Consider the following 15,633-nt stretch of genomic DNA (forward strand, 5'->3'; position numbering starts at 1 on the left):
TTGCCAGTGCAAATGTGATCCAGCCCAACGCCGGTGGCTCAATCAATCGTCAGGACGTCTTGAGATTTTCTCCAGATTTCCATTCCCACTTAAACCCTTTTATCCGCTTCATCCCTGTGAGCTTTCTCCCTCACTCCTAAGAACGATGCTCATGCCTTTTTTCTCTGTCAGGCAGTCTATTTCAACGGCTTTTTCCCTGTCTCTCTAGTCCCGAGAACCATCAGAAGGCTAACCGCTGAGGCGACGATAAGGAAAAGCGCCGGAACCATTCGGTTGTGAGTGATCGCAATAAGCGAGACGCAGATCAGGGGGGTGGTTCCCCCGAGAATGCCTGCCGAGACATTGTAGGAAATTCCCAATCCTGTAGCCCGAAGTGTCCTTGGAAAGATTTCGGCAAGCCATACCTGGTAGGTAGCTGATCCCAAGGTGACGAAAAGCATAAAGATCACCATGGCGGCTAGCGCGACGGCATTATTGCCCATATTCACAAGGTGAAGCAGGGGGTACGCCCCGAGAAGTATCCCGATCAATGAGATGATAGCGATCGGTTTGCGTCCAAAACGGTCGGAAAGATAGCCCGCTAGAGGAGCCATGAAAAGAGCCGCCCCGAGGCAGGCAGATTGAAGTCCCAGCGCCGTGGACTCCAAAAAAATCTTTCCGGTGACAAGATACGAGGACATGAAAATAGCAATGGTGTAGAAACCTGTCTGGAAGGCCCATCCCCCGAGAGCACCTCTGATCATGGCCCAGGGATGCTCGATAAGAACATGGAGGACACTGGATCGCCTGTGTCGCGATCCCACATGCTGATCCGGCTTCTCTTCCTGTGGCAGGCTTGTGCGAAGGACAGCAATCGAGAGTCCAAGTGGGATGGATGCCAGAAAAGGAATGCGCCAAGCCCAGTTGATAACCTGCTCATGACTGAAGATCGAAAAAAGGATGGTGGCCGCAGCGGAACCGAGTAGAAGTCCCACGCATGCCGAAGATCCCGCCAGGGTTCCTATAAGACCTCTTCTTTGAGGGGGCGCGTTCTCAACTAGATAAGTGATAGAGGTGATGAATTCCCCACCCGTGGAGAGTCCTTGGATAAGACGCAGAACCACAAGCAGAAGCGGGGCACCTATTCCAATAATGGCATAGGTCGGCAGGAAGCCAACAAGTGAAGTCGTGATGGCCATGAGGGTTGCTGAGATAAGCAGAGCAATGCGCCTACCGTAATGGTCGGCGATATGTCCAAAGAAAGCTCCTCCGCCGAGCCGCATGATATAACCAGCGGCAAAGACGCCGAAAACCGATAGAATGGATATGAGGTGATTACTCTGAGGAAAAAAGAGTTTTCCAAGCGTCGGGGCCATGACTCCGTAGAGGGCGAAATCATACCACTCCATCATATTGCCAGCCATTCCGGCTATGACTGCGATCGGCTTCAGGGGAGGTGTCGGGGGACGATGCATTCCCGAGTCTCTCTGATGATTTCTGATCGTATAGGAAAATTTCCATCTTAGATGGTATCCGCTAATGGCTCCGCCCTATGAACCCAATTTCCCCCAGACGTTCTGCAATTTCAAAAACAGATCAACAAAGCGACCTGCGAAATCATACGATCCTCTCCAGTAATCCAGCGACCTCGGCATGCAGGAACCGAGCTTCCTGTTTCCGATCAGACAGTGGCATTCGTGTCTGCCCGAAGGAGAGCCGGGCCTGAAAGGATGTCTTACTCAATAGATGGTGTCGGCCCGCGAAGCCAGCCATCCGAAGACAGGCCAATCAAGAACATCGCTCTTGGCCACGAAGATGGCCGAGCAAACGGAGCCGAGCACCAGGATATCGACATACCCCAGATGGTTGCAGGCGATCAGTCCTCCCAAGGGAATCTCTCCCGAAACCGTGACATGGCAATGCAGCACTGCGAGGAAGCGGCTACTCATCCACTGCATCCAGGCACTCCCCGCAGCAGTCTCTCCAAGCTTTCCTGAGCGCAGGAAGCAAGCCAGGGCGATCATGCCCGAGATGATTACCCAACCAAACCTTAGAAGTAGGAAACAACCCCGAACAGGACGACGCCCCATCAACGATCTGTCCCGGTGCCAATCTGCGTACCACTTATTCCCATGCCGTTCATTCTGGCGGCCTTCGGCCGCTCACCGGTTGCTAATTGAGCTATTCTTGTTCTTGGAGAGGCGCATGCTTGGCTTGAAACCATCAGGGATTTTTTCCAAGCCCCTTTTGGGATATCTACAGAATTTCCATGACGATTTTGTCACAATTCCTCTCCCGCTTGATTTCACGTTGAATCCCCCGCCCGCAACGGGGATGCTGACCCTTATTTTCCCAAAGAATCGAGAGCGCTCTGAACTTCTTTGGCTGCTCCCGAGGTCTGGGCGCTCAACGAAGACCATGCGACCTTTCCATCCTTGATGATAAAGGACTGTCTCATCGGGATACCGACGAAGGGGATCATCGGCACATGGAAGGCCTCAGCGACCTTGCCGTCGGTATCGGCAATCAGAGTGAAGGGCAGATTCTGGTGCTCCTTGAACTTCTTTTGGGCCGCCGGTGTGTCACAGCTGACCCCTAGGATCTGAAGCCCGTTGCCGTTGAGCGTCGCGTAGGAATCACGCAGCGAGCAGGCCTCCTTCGTACAACCCGGAGTCTCTGCCTTGGGGTAGAAATAAACGAGTGTGATCCCCTTCGAGTAGACCTCACCAAAGATCACATCCTGTGCATCCTGATTTTTCGCGGTGATCTTGGGAGCTGGTGTTCCGACGGCCAGAGGTTCGGCACGAGCGAAGAGTGAAAAAAGATTCATGGTGAGTAGAAGAAGAAACGTTTGCTTCATAGCCAAGGGATAGCATCATCGGCATTGAGAGCAAGCGTTTGGACCTTTCCGGCCTCATGACAAACAATACTCGGATTCTCCTCCTCATCCTTTCCAGTTGCGTAACGATTCCTCTGATCGCGGCGCTTGGATTCTCCATCCTCCAAAAGGGAAATCCTCCCGATCTGCGATCATCGGCCCCGGTGAAACAGATCTCCCTTCTCGAGAAGGCACTAGGTCAACATCAGAGCGTCTTTCTTTCGCCCGAATACTACCCCATCGTTCCTGCGCAGGATCTGAAGTCTCTTCCGACACAAGCGGAAGCCGTTACCGCAACAGCTGACACATCTGATTTTTACAGACTCAACAGAAAAAGGCATTTCTCGCTTCTCATCCTGGGGACACTCCCATCCTCAGCAACGATGGTCCGCGAGTTGATCGATTCCCCACTCTGGCTCCTGAGCGATGTTTCCCCCTGGGGCTACATTCTCTCTCCCAATCTGCCCAGTACATCGGCCAAGGCATCTTGGAGTCCCCCGACCATGGAAACGCTGACACGGGAATATCCGGATGCAGCCCAGAGAACCGAATGGCAGATAGCGACCGCCGAGAATCTCATTGCCATCAGGCGTATGCAGCTTGCGGATACTCTCCTCAGATCCGCAGCCTCGAGCGGAAAATGCCATACTGCTCTGCTTGCCGTGCAAGCCTCGCTGGCCGCCGCCCAAGGACGCTGGAACGAAGCACTGACCTCGGCAAGGGAGGCTCACCATTCGGATCCCAGAAACATGGCGGCAACAGAGATCCTGATCCGCGCCCTCACCGAGTGCGGCCACCCAAACGAAGCTCTGGAAGTAGCCCGACAACTCACGGAACAGACCAAGAACCAGGAAACCCTCTTCCTTCTCGCCCGGGCCGCATACGCCTCCAACTCGAAAGCTGAAGAGATCGTGGCTCTACGCTCGCTCGTCAGTATGGCCCGGACACAACACCAGCAACTCGGCGCCAGTCTCACCTATCTCGGACAGGCTTATGCACGAGACGGAGATCGGGCTAATGCATTGCGTTCCTTTCAGGAAGCCGTCTCCCAACCGGAACTCAACCAGGAGCAACGCGCACTGCTCGATCACCTCATCGATCACTTGATGCCGGATGAAGGTATTCCTTCGAAAAACTGACCTCTCTCCGAAGAATCTCAGAGGGCTCGATGTTTTCTTTATCCCTATTGACCGCCTCTGCTAGCTTTTCATGATGAGTTCCAGCTCCCGCAAAAAATCCTCTGCCGCTTCCAGTAAATCTGCCAAGCCTGCCAAAAAGACAGCCTCGCTAGAGCGCGTCCATTCCTCGCTCCTTCTCGACGGACCGAGCCGCGCTGCCAGCCGTGCAATGCTCTATCCCGTGGGATTCAGCGACAAAGACTTCAGCAAGTCGATTGTTGGGGTTGCCTCGACCTGGAGCATGGTCACCCCGTGCAACATGCACATCGACGCCCTCGCCCGCGAATCCGCTCTCGGCATCGACAAGGCGGGCGGCAAGGCGATCATCTTTAACACCATCACCATCTCCGACGGCATCTCCATGGGAACCGAAGGGATGAAATACTCCCTTGTCTCTCGCGAGGTCATCGCCGACTCCATCGAGACCGTGGCCGGATGCCAGGGCTTCGACGGTCTTGTGGCGATCGGCGGCTGTGACAAGAACATGCCCGGGTGCATGATCGCCATCGCGCGACTGAACCGCCCCGCGGTCTTTGTCTACGGAGGCACCATTCTTCCCGGATGCCTGAACGGAAAACTCATCGATGTCGTCTCCGTCTTCGAGGCCGTCGGTCAGGAAGCAGCGGGCGTCATCTCGGCCGAGGAGCGCCAGGCCGTGGAGTCGTGCGCCATCCCCGGACCCGGCTCCTGCGGCGGCATGTACACTGCCAACACCATGGCCTCAGCCATCGAGGCTATGGGCATGAGTCTCCCGAACAGCTCCGCCCAAGCCGCCGTCTCCTCGCATAAAGTGCAGGATTGCCGAGAGGCCGGAGCCGCCGTCCTAAACTTGCTCAAGAAAGGCATCCGTCCCCTCGACATCATGACCCGTGAGGCGTTCGAAAACGCGATTACCGTCGTGATCGCCCTCGGCGGATCGACCAATGCTGTCCTCCACCTCCTCGCCCTCGCCCACACGGCCGGCGTCAAGCTGACCATCGATGACTTCACCAAGATCGGCAAACGGGTTCCCGTTCTCGCCGACCTCAAGCCGAGCGGCAAATACCTGATGTCCCAGCTCATCGAGATCGGCGGCATCGTCCCCTTGATGAAGGATCTGCTGGCAGCGGGGCTCCTCCACGGCGACTGCATGACCGTCACCGGAAAGACACTCCGGGAGAACCTGGCCGCATTCAAGCCCTACCCCAAGGGACAGCAGATCATCCGCCCCATCTCCGACCCGATCAAAAAAGAGAGTCACCTCGTCATTCTCAAGGGTAACCTCGCCCCGGGCGGCGGCGTCGCAAAAATCTCCGGCAAAGAGGGACTCCGCTTTGAAGGAAAGGCCCGTGTATTTGACTCAGAGGAAAAGGCCCTGCAGTCCATCCTGGCCAGGAAGATCAGGAAGGGTGATGTCATCGTGATCCGCTACGAGGGACCAAAGGGAGGACCAGGTATGCGCGAGATGCTCTCACCAACCAGTGCAGTGATGGGACTTGGACTCGGCAAGGATGTCGCCCTGATCACAGACGGACGCTTCTCGGGAGGCACCCATGGCTTTGTCGTCGGCCACATCACCCCGGAAGCCATCTCCGGCGGACCGATCGCCCTCGTCAAGGAGGGGGACATCATCACCATCGATGCCAGCAAGCGAACCCTCTCAAGCAACGTCACCGCCGCCGAACTCGCCAAGAGGAAGAAGGCATGGAAACAGCCGGCACCTCGTTACCGCCGTGGCGTCCTAGCCAAGTATGCTTCCCATGTCACCGACGCCTCCCATGGCGCCGTGACCGACGCGGGGTTATAGAATTCATTATCTCGCGCAGAGGCGCAGAGAACGCAGAGGTTTTGATTCAATCCTCAATCCATTGATGGAAAAATTGCCTATTTTGAAGCAGGTCAATCTGTCGCGATCATCATTATCCCGCTGCTCGCCCCTTATTTTCACCGCGCCTCTGTGCTTCTGCGCGAGACTTTTGACAATACTCTAAACTCCCAACTTCGCTTCGGGAAATTCCTTGGCGACCGACTCAAAGACGGTTTTGGCAAACTGGACCCGAGCATACCACTTATAGTCTCCCGCGATGAGCGTCCAGGGAGCAAACTTCGTGGAGGTTTTCTGGAACATCATCTCGGCCGCCTCGTTGTGCGGTTTCCACTTGCGGCGGTTGCGCCAGTCTTCGTCGTTGATTTTCCAGTGCTTGTAGGGATCGGCCTGACGTTCCTTGAAGCGCTTGAGTTGCTCCGCCTTGGAAACCTGTAAGAAGAGCTTGATCATGATAGCCCCACCCTCGACGAGGGTCTGTTCGAATTCATTGATCTCGCGGTAGGCACGTGAGTACTCCGCCGTTGTGGCGAATTTCTCGACTCTCTCCACAAGTACGCGCCCGTACCAGGAGCGGTCAAAGACGGCTAACTCTCCCGCCGGCGGGATCTTGTTCCAGAAACGCCACATGTAGTGGTGACGGTATTCTTCCGCTGTCGGCTTCTGGGTGGAGTAGACTCGCACCAGACGGGGATCGAGTCGCTCCAGCGTTCGCTTGATGGCTCCACCCTTGCCGGCGGCATCTGGCCCCTCGAGCACAATGATGACCGTCCGCTTGCTCTCCTTGAGTCGCAGCTGGAGATTCAGCAACCCAAGTTGATACTTCTTAAGATCGCGCGCATAAGACTCCTTGGTGATCTGCTGATTTTGGTCGAGTTGATCGAGTTTGAGAGTCTTGAAGTTCATGGAATGCAAAAGAAATTTAATAGGGAACTCACTTCACTAAAGCCTCAAATACGATTTTTTCAGTCAGCAATTCCGGAAGAACGACAGGATCACTTCCCTTGCCCGGCGGATAATAGACAGCCAGCGGGACTCCGACGCGATCGAACGACTTGAGCGCCGCCGTGATTGCTGGGTCTGCATTCGTCCAGTCCCCTTTCATTGCAGTGATACCCTTTTCCTTGATGAGCTGCCTGACAGCAGGGACATTGATCGCCGTGCGTTCGTTGAACTGGCAGGTTAGACACCAAGAGGCTGTGAAATCGAGAAACACAGGCTTTCCCTCGGCTCGGAGAGAGGCGAGGGCGTCCGGCGTGTAAGGAACCCAAGCAATTCCATCTACTGCGCCGCTTGTCTTGAGCGTCGCGGGTTGTGTAACCCTGATCCGTTGCGCGGTGAAAGCAATGGCGGCAAGTGCTAGAAGACCAATCAGAGAGAGATAGACCACGCGGGCCCGCGAGCCCGCGACAGAAAGAATCCCGAAGAGCCAAGCGCAGAATCCCAGGATCAGAAACAGCGCCAGCAGGCTGAGAACGGCATCATTCCCACGCTGATTTTGAAGAACCCAGAGCAGCCAGAGATTGGTCGCGAGTAGAGGAAAACCCATGAACTGCTTCAGGCGCTCCATCCAGACTCCCTGCTTTGGAATCCATCTTCTCCAGCCCGGTTGCGCCGAGAGCAGCAGGTAGGGAAGCGACATGCCGAGGGCCACCGCGGCGAACATAGCCAAGATCACAAGGGAGCTCTGTCCGAAAGCGAACCCCAGCGCACTTCCAAGGAAAGGAGCTGTGCAGGGAGTGGCAAGCAGGGTGGCAAACAACCCTTGGAAGAACGATCCCCCGTAGCCTTCCCGGCGCGCTGCCTGGTCCAGGGAGTTTGTGGCGTTACCCGGCAATGTGACCTCGTAGAGACCAAAGAGATTCAGGGCAAAGAGAAAAACCAGGACACTCAGCCCTACCACAAAAAGAGGATTCTGAAATTGGAAGGCTCCCCAGGTCACTTGCGATCCGCCAGCCTTCAGGGCGATCACCAACAGACCAAGTCCCAGGAACCAAAGGAAGATACCCGCGGCGAATGTGAGTCCATGGCGGAAGATACGCTTCGGGGACTCACCGGCCTGGGCTATGAAGCTAAAGATCTTCAGAGAGATCACCGGCAAGACGCACGGCATCAGATTCAGGATCAGCCCCCCGAGAAAGCCGGAGAAAAGAGCAGCAAGGAGTACAAAGAGCGATGCTTTATCCGCTTTTTCATCAGTGACTTGAAAATCATTATTAAGCATCCACCATCCCTTCCTTTGCCCGCCGTTCTGCTCCACAAGAAGCCCACGGAACGGAGCCGGCCCCTCCCAAGGAATCGAGAAGACCAGAGCCGGGCCCTTGGCACCTTGGGAAGAAATCCGGGTCACATGCCCGACCGTCGTTCCTTCACCAGGATCGGGATAGAATTCGTAGGTTGCGCCTACCTGACCTGTGAACGAAACAAGCTTGGTGCCGTTCTTACCGGAAACGGAAACGGGGAAAGGGGGCTTTCCGGAAAGAGGCCACTCGCCTTCGGGAACAGAAGCTGATTGCCAATCAATTGGCCTATCCGTGGGGCCCAGCACCCTGAGTTCCACATCGGCAGAACCAGGCACGCAGAGTTCCTTGCAGGCGAGCCATGTGAGTGAAGCCTTGATTTCGAAGGTCTGATTCCTAGGAAGCTCCTTGGGTGGTGTGATCACGGCTCGCAGAAGCTGCTGCTTCTCGTAGCCATACACAATCATGTCACCCGATTCGGAGAACTGATGCGGAATCGCGAACTCGATGGGACCGGCCCTCCATCCCTCGGGAAGATGCCATGTGACCTTGGGGGCAAGACCCGAGTCTCCCGGATATTGCCAGTAGGTGTGAAAACCGGACTGAAAATCGAGCACCACCGTCGCCGTGAACGGCTTGCCTGCTTGTATCGGCACCGTCGCATCCGTCGCGATCCACGCATTCACCCCCTCGCCCGTGCCAGCGAACAGAGCCATGTGGGGCAGAAAACACCCCGCCAGTACAAGACATAGCAACCTCTTCATGCCCTTCATGGTAAGGACTCTAGTCGATGTTCCTCCTGCTGACTCCCAAAGACCCTTCGAATGACCTCCTCGATCGGCACCTCCTGCACCGAGAGGTCGATCACCTGACCACCCGAGAGGAGAGCCGTGCAGGCCCTGGGAACTTCGGCGCGGGGCACCTCTATCTTGATCTGCAGGGGATTATGTGCCAGCACCTTCCCAGGCGGGAGGAACCCCTCCGGCAGCGGTGCACTGAACTCCGCCTCGATGATCTTCGTCGAAGTAAAGCGGGAGACCACTTCCACTAGCGACCCATCAAAAAAAAGTCGTCCGTGGTCGATCAGAATAACCCGCTCGCACAGCTCCTCGATATCCTGCATGTAGTGGCTGGTCAGCAGGGTCACGACTTTGTAACGGCGGTTGTACTCCCGCAGGAACTCCCGGACTTTTTTCTGACTCATCACATCCAGACCGATTGTCGGCTCATCAAGGAAGAGAACTTTCGGACGGTGCAGCAGGGCGGCGATCAGCTCCATCTTCATCCTCTCCCCGAGACTCAGCTCACGCACCATGACACCCATCTTGTCGCGAACATCGAGCAGCTCGATCAGTTCCCCGACCGTCGCCTCGAACTCCTTCCGGTCTATCCCGTAGATCGCGCGGTTCAGTTCCAACGATTCGCGGGCAGGGAGATCCCACCAGAGGGCGTTCTTCTGACCCATCAGCAGGGCAAACTGGCGCTTCAGCTCAACAGGACGCTTTGCCGGATTGAATCCCAGGACGCTGGCACTTCCCGAAGTCGGCTGGAGAAGGCCGGAGAGCATCTTGAGCACGGTTGTCTTGCCAGCCCCGTTCGGCCCGAGAAAGCCCACAAATTCACCCTCCCCGACGGAAAAGCTCACTCTGTCAGCAGCCTTTGTCTCAGTGTAGGTCCGGTGGAAGAGCCCACGCACCGCCCCCATCAATCCCTCCTCCTTCCTATAGGTACGGAAGGACTTGGTCAGATCTTTGACTTCGATGATGGGGGAAGGATTCATTTCTATTGCCTCTGACCGAGGTGCAGTTGCCCCTTACAAACGTGCAGTTGCCGTAGCGCCTCGTACAGGACAATTCCCGTCGAGGTGGAGAGATTGATACTGCGCGTTCCCGCGGTCATCGGAATGGTGACTGCCTCTTCCGGATGCGCGGCCAGCAGGGAAGACGGCAATCCCTTAGACTCTCGTCCGAAGACCAGACAATCCCCGTCCCGGAACTCCACATCCCAGTAGGGACGCTCCACCTTACTACTCAGATACCAGAAACGAGCCTCCGGCATCGCGGCCTGCAAATCCTCCAGTCGATCCCATGTTCTGAAATCCAAGCTGTTCCAGTAATCGAGTCCCGAACGGCGGATCTGCTTTTCCTCGAGCGAGAATCCGAGAGGCCCCACCAGATGCAACCGCGCCCCCGCGGCAACGCAGAGTCGGCCGATATTGCCGGTATTCTGTGGGATCTCGGGTTCGATCAGGACAATGTGAAGCATGGGTAATCGGGAATCGCGGGATAAGGAATGGGGATGGGAACTCCAGAGGGGATTAAATCTGGAAATCAGGAACTCATGAAGCTGAATCAGGAAGTGCGCTTTACTAAAAGCGGTGGAAAAAACCTCCCTCGACTATGGACCCTCGACTCCAGTCACTCGATTTGGCACCCTCGATTTATGAACTCCATGTCTGCAATCAGCATCATTTTCGGAATCCTTCTCAATGTGGTCGGTCTTATCGGTTTCTTCGGAACCGGCGCGGCCCATCCCACGTCCCTCATTCCCTGCGGACTCGGCCTCCTGCTGGTGATCTGCGGCTTGCTGGCACGCATCGAGAAGATTCGCATGCATGTAATGCATGTGGCGGTCCTGGTCGGCCTGCTTGGATTCGGAGCCACCGTTTCGGCTTACGGAATGCTTCTTGCCGTGCTGAAGCAGACGGCCGGAGACAAGACCAACTCCTCCATCGCGAAGATGGCCACAGCCCTTATCTGCGGACTCTACGTGGCTCGATGCATCCAGTCCTTTGTTCAAGCCCGCCTGCTCAAGAAGCAGGGCAAGAAGGCTTATTGAAGTTCGGATTGCTCAATCCAGCGCCAAGGCACCGCGCCATATCCGAGGGCCCAGTCGTGGAACTTCCGCAGTGACCATCCCCCTTTGTTAATCCGGGCATCCTTGACCCTCTTGAGTTCAAGCCTTCCAAGCAGATAGCTCATCGGGACGGTCGGGGCCGCCGTGTACCAATTCACATCGGCACGGGCGCGGGCGGGCGTGAAACCGACACCCTTGACCAGCATCTGTGCGGCAGCCTCATGGGTCAGCTTCCCTGAGTGTAGGCCGCAGTCGATGACGATGCGGTAGGCGCGCCAGAGGGCATCGTGAAGTTGCTGGAGCCGCGCATGGGGCCCCCTCACCCATCCCTTCTCCACGGCCAGTTTCTCGCACCACATGGTCCATCCCTCGTAGAAGATGGCATGGCCGCAGAGTCGCCGGATATGACTTGGATGACGGTTCTGGATCGCAAACTGGAGATGATGACCCGGATACCCCTCGTGGGCGCTGGTGAGTTCCAGGCCGAAGTGCTGACGCTCCTCGCGAAGCTTTTCCTCGGGATCGCGCTTGGTCGCTCCGAGATCATTCACCCAGAAGATACCTTGCTGTTTTTTCTCGAAGGCTCCGGGTGAGCTATAGGCGGCTGTGGGGAAATGCTCCCGCATGAAGTCGGGCACCGCCTTTACCTGCAGGGACTCGCCGGGAGGGACCGGATAGAGGCCGCTCTTCACGACGCGCTGGCGCCACTCCTCGGAGGATCGGGTGTAGATTTCCAGAAGCGGAGCCTCTGGCGTCCAGGAATCCCTCGCTGCTTCCAGAATTTGCTTGGCAGTTTTCTTTCCCTTACCCCCAAGCCGCTGGGCTGACTTTTTAGCTTCCAGCTCGAGTTCCGCGGAGAGTTTCTGAATTAGTCGGTGCCCTTCGGCCTCGATCTCGCGAAGGCTCCAGTCCAGCCCTGTCTTCTCACGCACGAGATACTCGAATCGCTCGCGCCCGATGGCAAAGTCACCCGCCTTCCCCTGCTTCTTGGCAGTAATCGTCTTTGCATAACTTGCGAAGGCTTTGGCTGCCGCAGCGGCAATTTTCCGCGTCCTTGCAGCGTCCGGAGAGAGTTCCGCTAGAGTCTCCCCGATGGTCATCACAAACTCCGCTGCCCCTTTGCACGACTGGACAGCCAGCTTGGTCCAAAGCGGAACAGGATTCCTGACGGCAGTGGCCCCGTGCTTAAGAAAATCCGGGATGGCCGCGAGCCGTGCCTCGATAGCAGGTCTGGCCTTCTTCAGGTTCTCAGAATGACGGATGATCAGTTCGAAGACCGCCCCGACCGCGCTGTCGCAGCATTCCTGGGGATTCGTCCGGTAGCGCTCCAAATCACGGCTCTGCAGGAGCTCCGTACGCAGCAGGGAAAGGAAGCAACGGCGGTCAAGCCAGTCGTCCTTGGCAAGCTCTCCGGCAGGGAGCGCTTCCGTTTCTGAGAGGAGCTTTTCCAGAAAGGCGGTCCGGGCAGTCCTGGTCTTCAGATCACTGCCGCCGAGCAGTGACTCATATTTGGAGAATCCCAAGCCGCTCCCCCACTGGGGAAAATCGGAACAGGTCCTCTCAATGTAGCGTTCACCCAGAGAGCGGAGTTTAGCGTTGGATCCTTGAGTAGAGGAATTTTTAAGAGCCATCATTCAAGGATTACCAATTCCCATGATTTCTATAAACTCCCATATTACTGATCAACCATGAGAGCGATTGCCGTTTATCCCTGGCTCGACTAGAAAAGAGACTCATGGCCGATGACCTGACAGAACAACTCCACGCGATCGGAGCCGCAGCGCGCTCTGCCGCCCGCATCCTGGCCGTCACCTCCGCAGAGGCCAAGAATGCCGCCCTGCGTGCGATGGCCAGCAAGCTTCTGGAATCGAGCGCAGCCATTATCGATGCTAATGCTCAGGACGTGGAGGGCGGGAAAAAGAATGGGCTTTCCGATGCGATGCTCGACCGCCTCCGTCTGGATGAAAAGCGTCTGGAAGCCATGGCTACGGGCATCAGAACCGCCGCGTCGCTACCCGACCCCGTCAACCGGGTGCTGAAGGAATGGACCAAGGAAAACGGCCTAGCCTTCCAGAAAATCAGCGTCCCCATCGGCGTTATCGGCATCATCTACGAATCCCGTCCCAATGTGACCAGCGATGCGGCCGTGCTTTGCCTGAAGGCGGGCAATGCCGTCATCCTGCGAGGAGGCAGCGAGGCGATCCACTCGAACAAGGCTATCGCCACCGCCCTGCAAGCCGGGGCGGCTCACGCAGGACTCCCAGCCGCCGCTATCCAGCTTGTGCAGGTCACAGACCGCGAGGCCGTCCGCATCCTCTGCGAGATGGACCAGTATCTCGACTGCATGATCCCCCGTGGAGGAAAAGGTTTGATCGAGACAGTCTCCCGTCATTCCCGCATGCCCGTGATCAAGCATTACGACGGCATCTGCGCAGTCTATGTCGATCAAGCGGCCGATCTCTCGATGGCCCGCGACATCATCCTGAATGCCAAGTGCCAGCGCCCCGGCGTCTGCAACGCCGCCGAGACCCTGCTATTGCACCGCGACATCGCCGCAACTTTCCTTAGCGAGGGAGCCAAAGCCCTGCTCGATCAGGGAGTCGAGCTCCGCTGCGATAAGGAGACCCTTGGATTAATTCCTGAGTCCTTGATAGCCGCTCATCCCGACCTGCTAAAGGAGGCCACCGAGGTCGACTTCCGCACGGAGTTCCTTGAACTGATCCTAGCAGTCAAGATCGTCGGTTCCGAGGATGAGGCGATCGCTCACATCGAGTCCCACGGTTCCCATCACAGCGACGTGATCGTCACGGCCGATACCGCGACGGCCGAGAAATTCCTGCAGAATGTCGACAGCGCCACGGTCTACTGGAATGCCTCCACCCGCTTCACCGATGGCGCGGAGTTCGGCTTCGGTTGCGAGATCGGGATCAGCACGGACAAGCTGCATGCACGCGGCCCGATGGCCCTCGAAGAGCTAACCAGCTACAAGTATCTCATCCGGGGATCCGGACAGGTCCGCTGACCTTCACTCCATGATTACCGTCAGCGTCTGCTATAAGGGAAAGGTCCAGGGAGTCGGCTTCCGTGCTTCCGTGCTCTCACTGGCAAAAGGATTTGAAGTGACCGGCTGGGTGAAGAACCTTCCCGACAGCCGCGTTGAACTTTTGGCCACCGGGGAGAAAGACGAGGTCGAGGAGTTCCTCCAGAGTATTCGCGAGAGTCATTTGGCGGGTCATATCGAGAGTGAGTCAGTCCTCCCCACGAACCCGGATCCAGGCATCAAGGGCTTTCGTATCCTTGATTAAGAAACACTATGGAAACGACTCCCTCCCATATTCCAGCTGTCAGCATCCGCGATCTCGAAAAGATCTTTCCCGTTCCCCTGCGTCGCCGTCAGGTTGTGGCACTGCGCGGTCTCTCCCTCGAGATTGCCCCGGGAAGTGTTTACGGACTGCTAGGCCCCAATGGATCAGGCAAGAGCACCACGCTGAAGATCCTGCTGGGTCTGGTCACCGCCACCTCGGGCACCTCGGAAATCTTCGGAGTGCCGAGTTCACATGTCGCCAGTCGTGTGGATGTCGGTTTCCTACCCGAGAATCCCTACTTTTATAAATTTCTCACCGGTGCGGAAACGATCGCCTTCTACGGGAAGCTCTGCGGTCTTACTGGAAGCAAACTCAAGGCACGCACCACCGAACTCCTCGACCTCGTCGGTCTCACCGAGGCGGGGGATCGCCGCGTCGGGAGCTATTCCAAGGGTATGCTTCAGCGCATTGGTCTCGCCCAGGCCATGGTCCATGACCCTCGCCTTCTGATTCTGGATGAACCGACCGCCGGTGTTGATCCCTCCGGATCTCGCCAAATCCGCAACCTGATCCTTCAGCTTAAGGCCCGCGGTAAGACGATCCTGCTGACCTCTCATCTACTGGAGCAAGTGCAGGAAGTCTGCGACCGCGTCGGCATCTTAGCAAAGGGGCATATGGTTCGGGAGGGCTCGCTCGATATCCTGACAGGCGTCAGCGGACAGACGGAATATATTATAGAGAACGCCTCACCTGATCTCCAGGAAGAGATCGCGCGTCTCGCGGCGTCCCGGGGAGCTCGTCTTATCACAGCCCGCCAACCTCAGATGGATCTGGAGACCGTCTTTCTGCAGGCCACGGAGGCGGCGAAGCCGCCGGGAGTTTAGACTGAAGACTGTTAGACTATTAGACTTTTAGGATCCATCCGTGAGAGATCACTCCAAACTCAGAGCGTTTGAACTGGCTGATGAAGTGACCCTCCATGTTTATCGAATTACACAGAAGTTCCCAAAAGAAGAGATATACGGTCTGACCTCCCAAATGAGAAGGGCAGCCGTTTCTGTGCCTTCGAATATCGTGGAAGGATGTGCTCGAGAAAGTGAAACAGAGTATCTGCGATTCCTCGAAATTGCTTTTGGCTCATTAAGGGAACTTCACTATCAATTAGGCCTATCCATGCGCTTGGGCTACTCCGAAGCACTTGAATATTCTGCCTGTGAAGCAAAGGTTATTGAGACAGAAAAAGTGCTGAGTGCACTGATCCGCTCACTCCGTAAAAGCTAACTCCCCCACCCCACTAACAGCCTAACAGTCTTCAGTCTAACAACCTTTTCAGCCTTCAGCCATCGCTTCTTCAGGATCCTCCTAACAGCCTAATAGCCTTTTCAGCCTTAAG

Annotated in this window: 15 protein-coding genes; 7 read left to right on the forward strand and 8 right to left on the reverse strand. The window is 56.5% G+C overall.

Annotated elements, in window-relative coordinates; translation table 11 throughout:
• Positions 1-176: 176 nt before the first annotated feature.
• From K8R57_04020 to K8R57_04030, 3 genes are all read right to left on the reverse strand, one after another.
• Positions 177-1,454: an MFS transporter gene (locus tag K8R57_04020; protein MCE9587462.1), complete on the reverse strand. Its 1,278-nt coding sequence runs from the start codon at positions 1,452-1,454 to the stop codon at positions 177-179.
• 264 nt (positions 1,455-1,718) lie between these two features.
• On the reverse strand, positions 1,719-2,003 hold the full coding sequence (locus K8R57_04025; protein ID MCE9587463.1) for a 1-acyl-sn-glycerol-3-phosphate acyltransferase: 285 nt from the start codon (positions 2,001-2,003) through the stop codon (positions 1,719-1,721).
• A gap of 320 nt (positions 2,004-2,323) precedes the next feature.
• A complete protein-coding gene (locus K8R57_04030; GenBank protein MCE9587464.1) occupies positions 2,324-2,839 on the reverse strand; it encodes a peroxiredoxin in 516 nt (171 codons plus the stop codon).
• 56 nt (positions 2,840-2,895) lie between these two features.
• On the opposite strand from K8R57_04030, the gene K8R57_04035 reads away from it, so the two are divergent.
• Positions 2,896-3,996, forward strand: coding sequence for a hypothetical protein (locus K8R57_04035; protein MCE9587465.1), 1,101 nt, complete (start codon positions 2,896-2,898; stop codon positions 3,994-3,996).
• Between the two features lie 73 nt (positions 3,997-4,069).
• Positions 4,070-5,821 carry a dihydroxy-acid dehydratase gene (gene ilvD, locus K8R57_04040; GenBank protein ID MCE9587466.1) on the forward strand — a complete coding sequence of 584 codons (1,752 nt, stop codon included), beginning with the start codon at positions 4,070-4,072 and terminating at the stop codon, positions 5,819-5,821.
• A 180-nt stretch (positions 5,822-6,001) separates the two neighbouring features.
• Here ilvD and K8R57_04045 read toward each other — a convergent pair whose 3' ends face one another.
• Genes K8R57_04045 through K8R57_04060 form a run of 4 tightly spaced genes read right to left on the reverse strand, consistent with a single transcriptional unit; the run spans position 6,002 to position 10,344 of the window.
• Positions 6,002-6,745: a UDP-galactose-lipid carrier transferase gene (locus tag K8R57_04045; protein MCE9587467.1), complete on the reverse strand. Its 744-nt coding sequence runs from the start codon at positions 6,743-6,745 to the stop codon at positions 6,002-6,004.
• A 28-nt stretch (positions 6,746-6,773) separates the two neighbouring features.
• Positions 6,774-8,795, reverse strand: coding sequence for a thioredoxin family protein (locus K8R57_04050; GenBank protein ID MCE9587468.1), 2,022 nt, complete (start codon positions 8,793-8,795; stop codon positions 6,774-6,776).
• 53 nt (positions 8,796-8,848) lie between these two features.
• Positions 8,849-9,844 carry an ATP-binding cassette domain-containing protein gene (locus K8R57_04055; protein MCE9587469.1) on the reverse strand — a complete coding sequence of 332 codons (996 nt, stop codon included), beginning with the start codon at positions 9,842-9,844 and terminating at the stop codon, positions 8,849-8,851.
• A 17-nt stretch (positions 9,845-9,861) separates the two neighbouring features.
• Entirely contained in the window at positions 9,862-10,344 is a 483-nt protein-coding gene (locus K8R57_04060) for a tRNA (cytidine(34)-2'-O)-methyltransferase (GenBank protein ID MCE9587470.1), read from the reverse strand.
• Positions 10,345-10,530: 186 nt separating this feature from the next.
• Here K8R57_04060 and K8R57_04065 point away from each other — a divergent pair, with 186 nt between their 5' ends.
• Positions 10,531-10,917 carry a hypothetical protein gene (locus tag K8R57_04065; GenBank protein ID MCE9587471.1) on the forward strand — a complete coding sequence of 129 codons (387 nt, stop codon included), beginning with the start codon at positions 10,531-10,533 and terminating at the stop codon, positions 10,915-10,917.
• Here the strand turns inward: K8R57_04065 and K8R57_04070 are convergent.
• Positions 10,911-12,569, reverse strand: coding sequence for a DUF885 domain-containing protein (locus K8R57_04070; GenBank protein MCE9587472.1), 1,659 nt, complete (start codon positions 12,567-12,569; stop codon positions 10,911-10,913). The two genes, K8R57_04065 and K8R57_04070, sit on opposite strands and share 7 nt — an antisense overlap.
• A gap of 101 nt (positions 12,570-12,670) precedes the next feature.
• Here K8R57_04070 and K8R57_04075 point away from each other — a divergent pair, with 101 nt between their 5' ends.
• The 4 genes from K8R57_04075 to K8R57_04090 are packed head-to-tail and all read left to right on the forward strand — an operon-like array spanning position 12,671 to position 15,521.
• Positions 12,671-13,957, forward strand: a complete 1,287-nt coding sequence (locus K8R57_04075; GenBank protein MCE9587473.1) for a glutamate-5-semialdehyde dehydrogenase — start codon at positions 12,671-12,673, stop codon at positions 13,955-13,957.
• A 10-nt stretch (positions 13,958-13,967) separates the two neighbouring features.
• Complete coding sequence (locus K8R57_04080) at positions 13,968-14,240, forward strand: acylphosphatase (protein ID MCE9587474.1); 273 nt, start codon at positions 13,968-13,970, stop codon at positions 14,238-14,240.
• A gap of 8 nt (positions 14,241-14,248) precedes the next feature.
• Positions 14,249-15,124: an ABC transporter ATP-binding protein gene (locus K8R57_04085; protein MCE9587475.1), complete on the forward strand. Its 876-nt coding sequence runs from the start codon at positions 14,249-14,251 to the stop codon at positions 15,122-15,124.
• Positions 15,125-15,164: 40 nt separating this feature from the next.
• Positions 15,165-15,521, forward strand: coding sequence for a four helix bundle protein (locus K8R57_04090; GenBank protein ID MCE9587476.1), 357 nt, complete (start codon positions 15,165-15,167; stop codon positions 15,519-15,521).
• Positions 15,522-15,633: the final 112 nt, after the last annotated feature.

The organism is Verrucomicrobiota bacterium (assembly GCA_021413925.1).
GTDB lineage: Bacteria > Verrucomicrobiota > Verrucomicrobiia > Chthoniobacterales > UBA6821 > UBA6821.

Excerpts from the sequence above, each read along its gene's own strand:
- K8R57_04020 (MCE9587462.1), bottom strand. The coding sequence starts at position 1,454 with ATGCATCGTCCCCCGACACCTCCCCTGAAGCCGATCGCAGTCATAGCC.
- K8R57_04025 (MCE9587463.1), bottom strand. The coding sequence starts at position 2,003 with ATGATCGCCCTGGCTTGCTTCCTGCGCTCAGGAAAGCTTGGAGAGACT.
- K8R57_04030 (MCE9587464.1), bottom strand. The coding sequence starts at position 2,839 with ATGAAGCAAACGTTTCTTCTTCTACTCACCATGAATCTTTTTTCACTC.
- K8R57_04035 (MCE9587465.1), top strand. The coding sequence starts at position 2,896 with ATGACAAACAATACTCGGATTCTCCTCCTCATCCTTTCCAGTTGCGTA.
- ilvD (MCE9587466.1), top strand. The coding sequence starts at position 4,070 with ATGAGTTCCAGCTCCCGCAAAAAATCCTCTGCCGCTTCCAGTAAATCT.
- K8R57_04045 (MCE9587467.1), bottom strand. The coding sequence starts at position 6,745 with ATGAACTTCAAGACTCTCAAACTCGATCAACTCGACCAAAATCAGCAG.
- K8R57_04050 (MCE9587468.1), bottom strand. The coding sequence starts at position 8,795 with ATGGCTCTGTTCGCTGGCACGGGCGAGGGGGTGAATGCGTGGATCGCG.
- K8R57_04060 (MCE9587470.1), bottom strand. The coding sequence starts at position 10,344 with ATGCTTCACATTGTCCTGATCGAACCCGAGATCCCACAGAATACCGGC.
- K8R57_04065 (MCE9587471.1), top strand. The coding sequence starts at position 10,531 with ATGTCTGCAATCAGCATCATTTTCGGAATCCTTCTCAATGTGGTCGGT.
- K8R57_04070 (MCE9587472.1), bottom strand. The coding sequence starts at position 12,569 with ATGATGGCTCTTAAAAATTCCTCTACTCAAGGATCCAACGCTAAACTC.
- K8R57_04075 (MCE9587473.1), top strand. The coding sequence starts at position 12,671 with ATGGCCGATGACCTGACAGAACAACTCCACGCGATCGGAGCCGCAGCG.
- K8R57_04080 (MCE9587474.1), top strand. The coding sequence starts at position 13,968 with ATGATTACCGTCAGCGTCTGCTATAAGGGAAAGGTCCAGGGAGTCGGC.
- K8R57_04085 (MCE9587475.1), top strand. The coding sequence starts at position 14,249 with ATGGAAACGACTCCCTCCCATATTCCAGCTGTCAGCATCCGCGATCTC.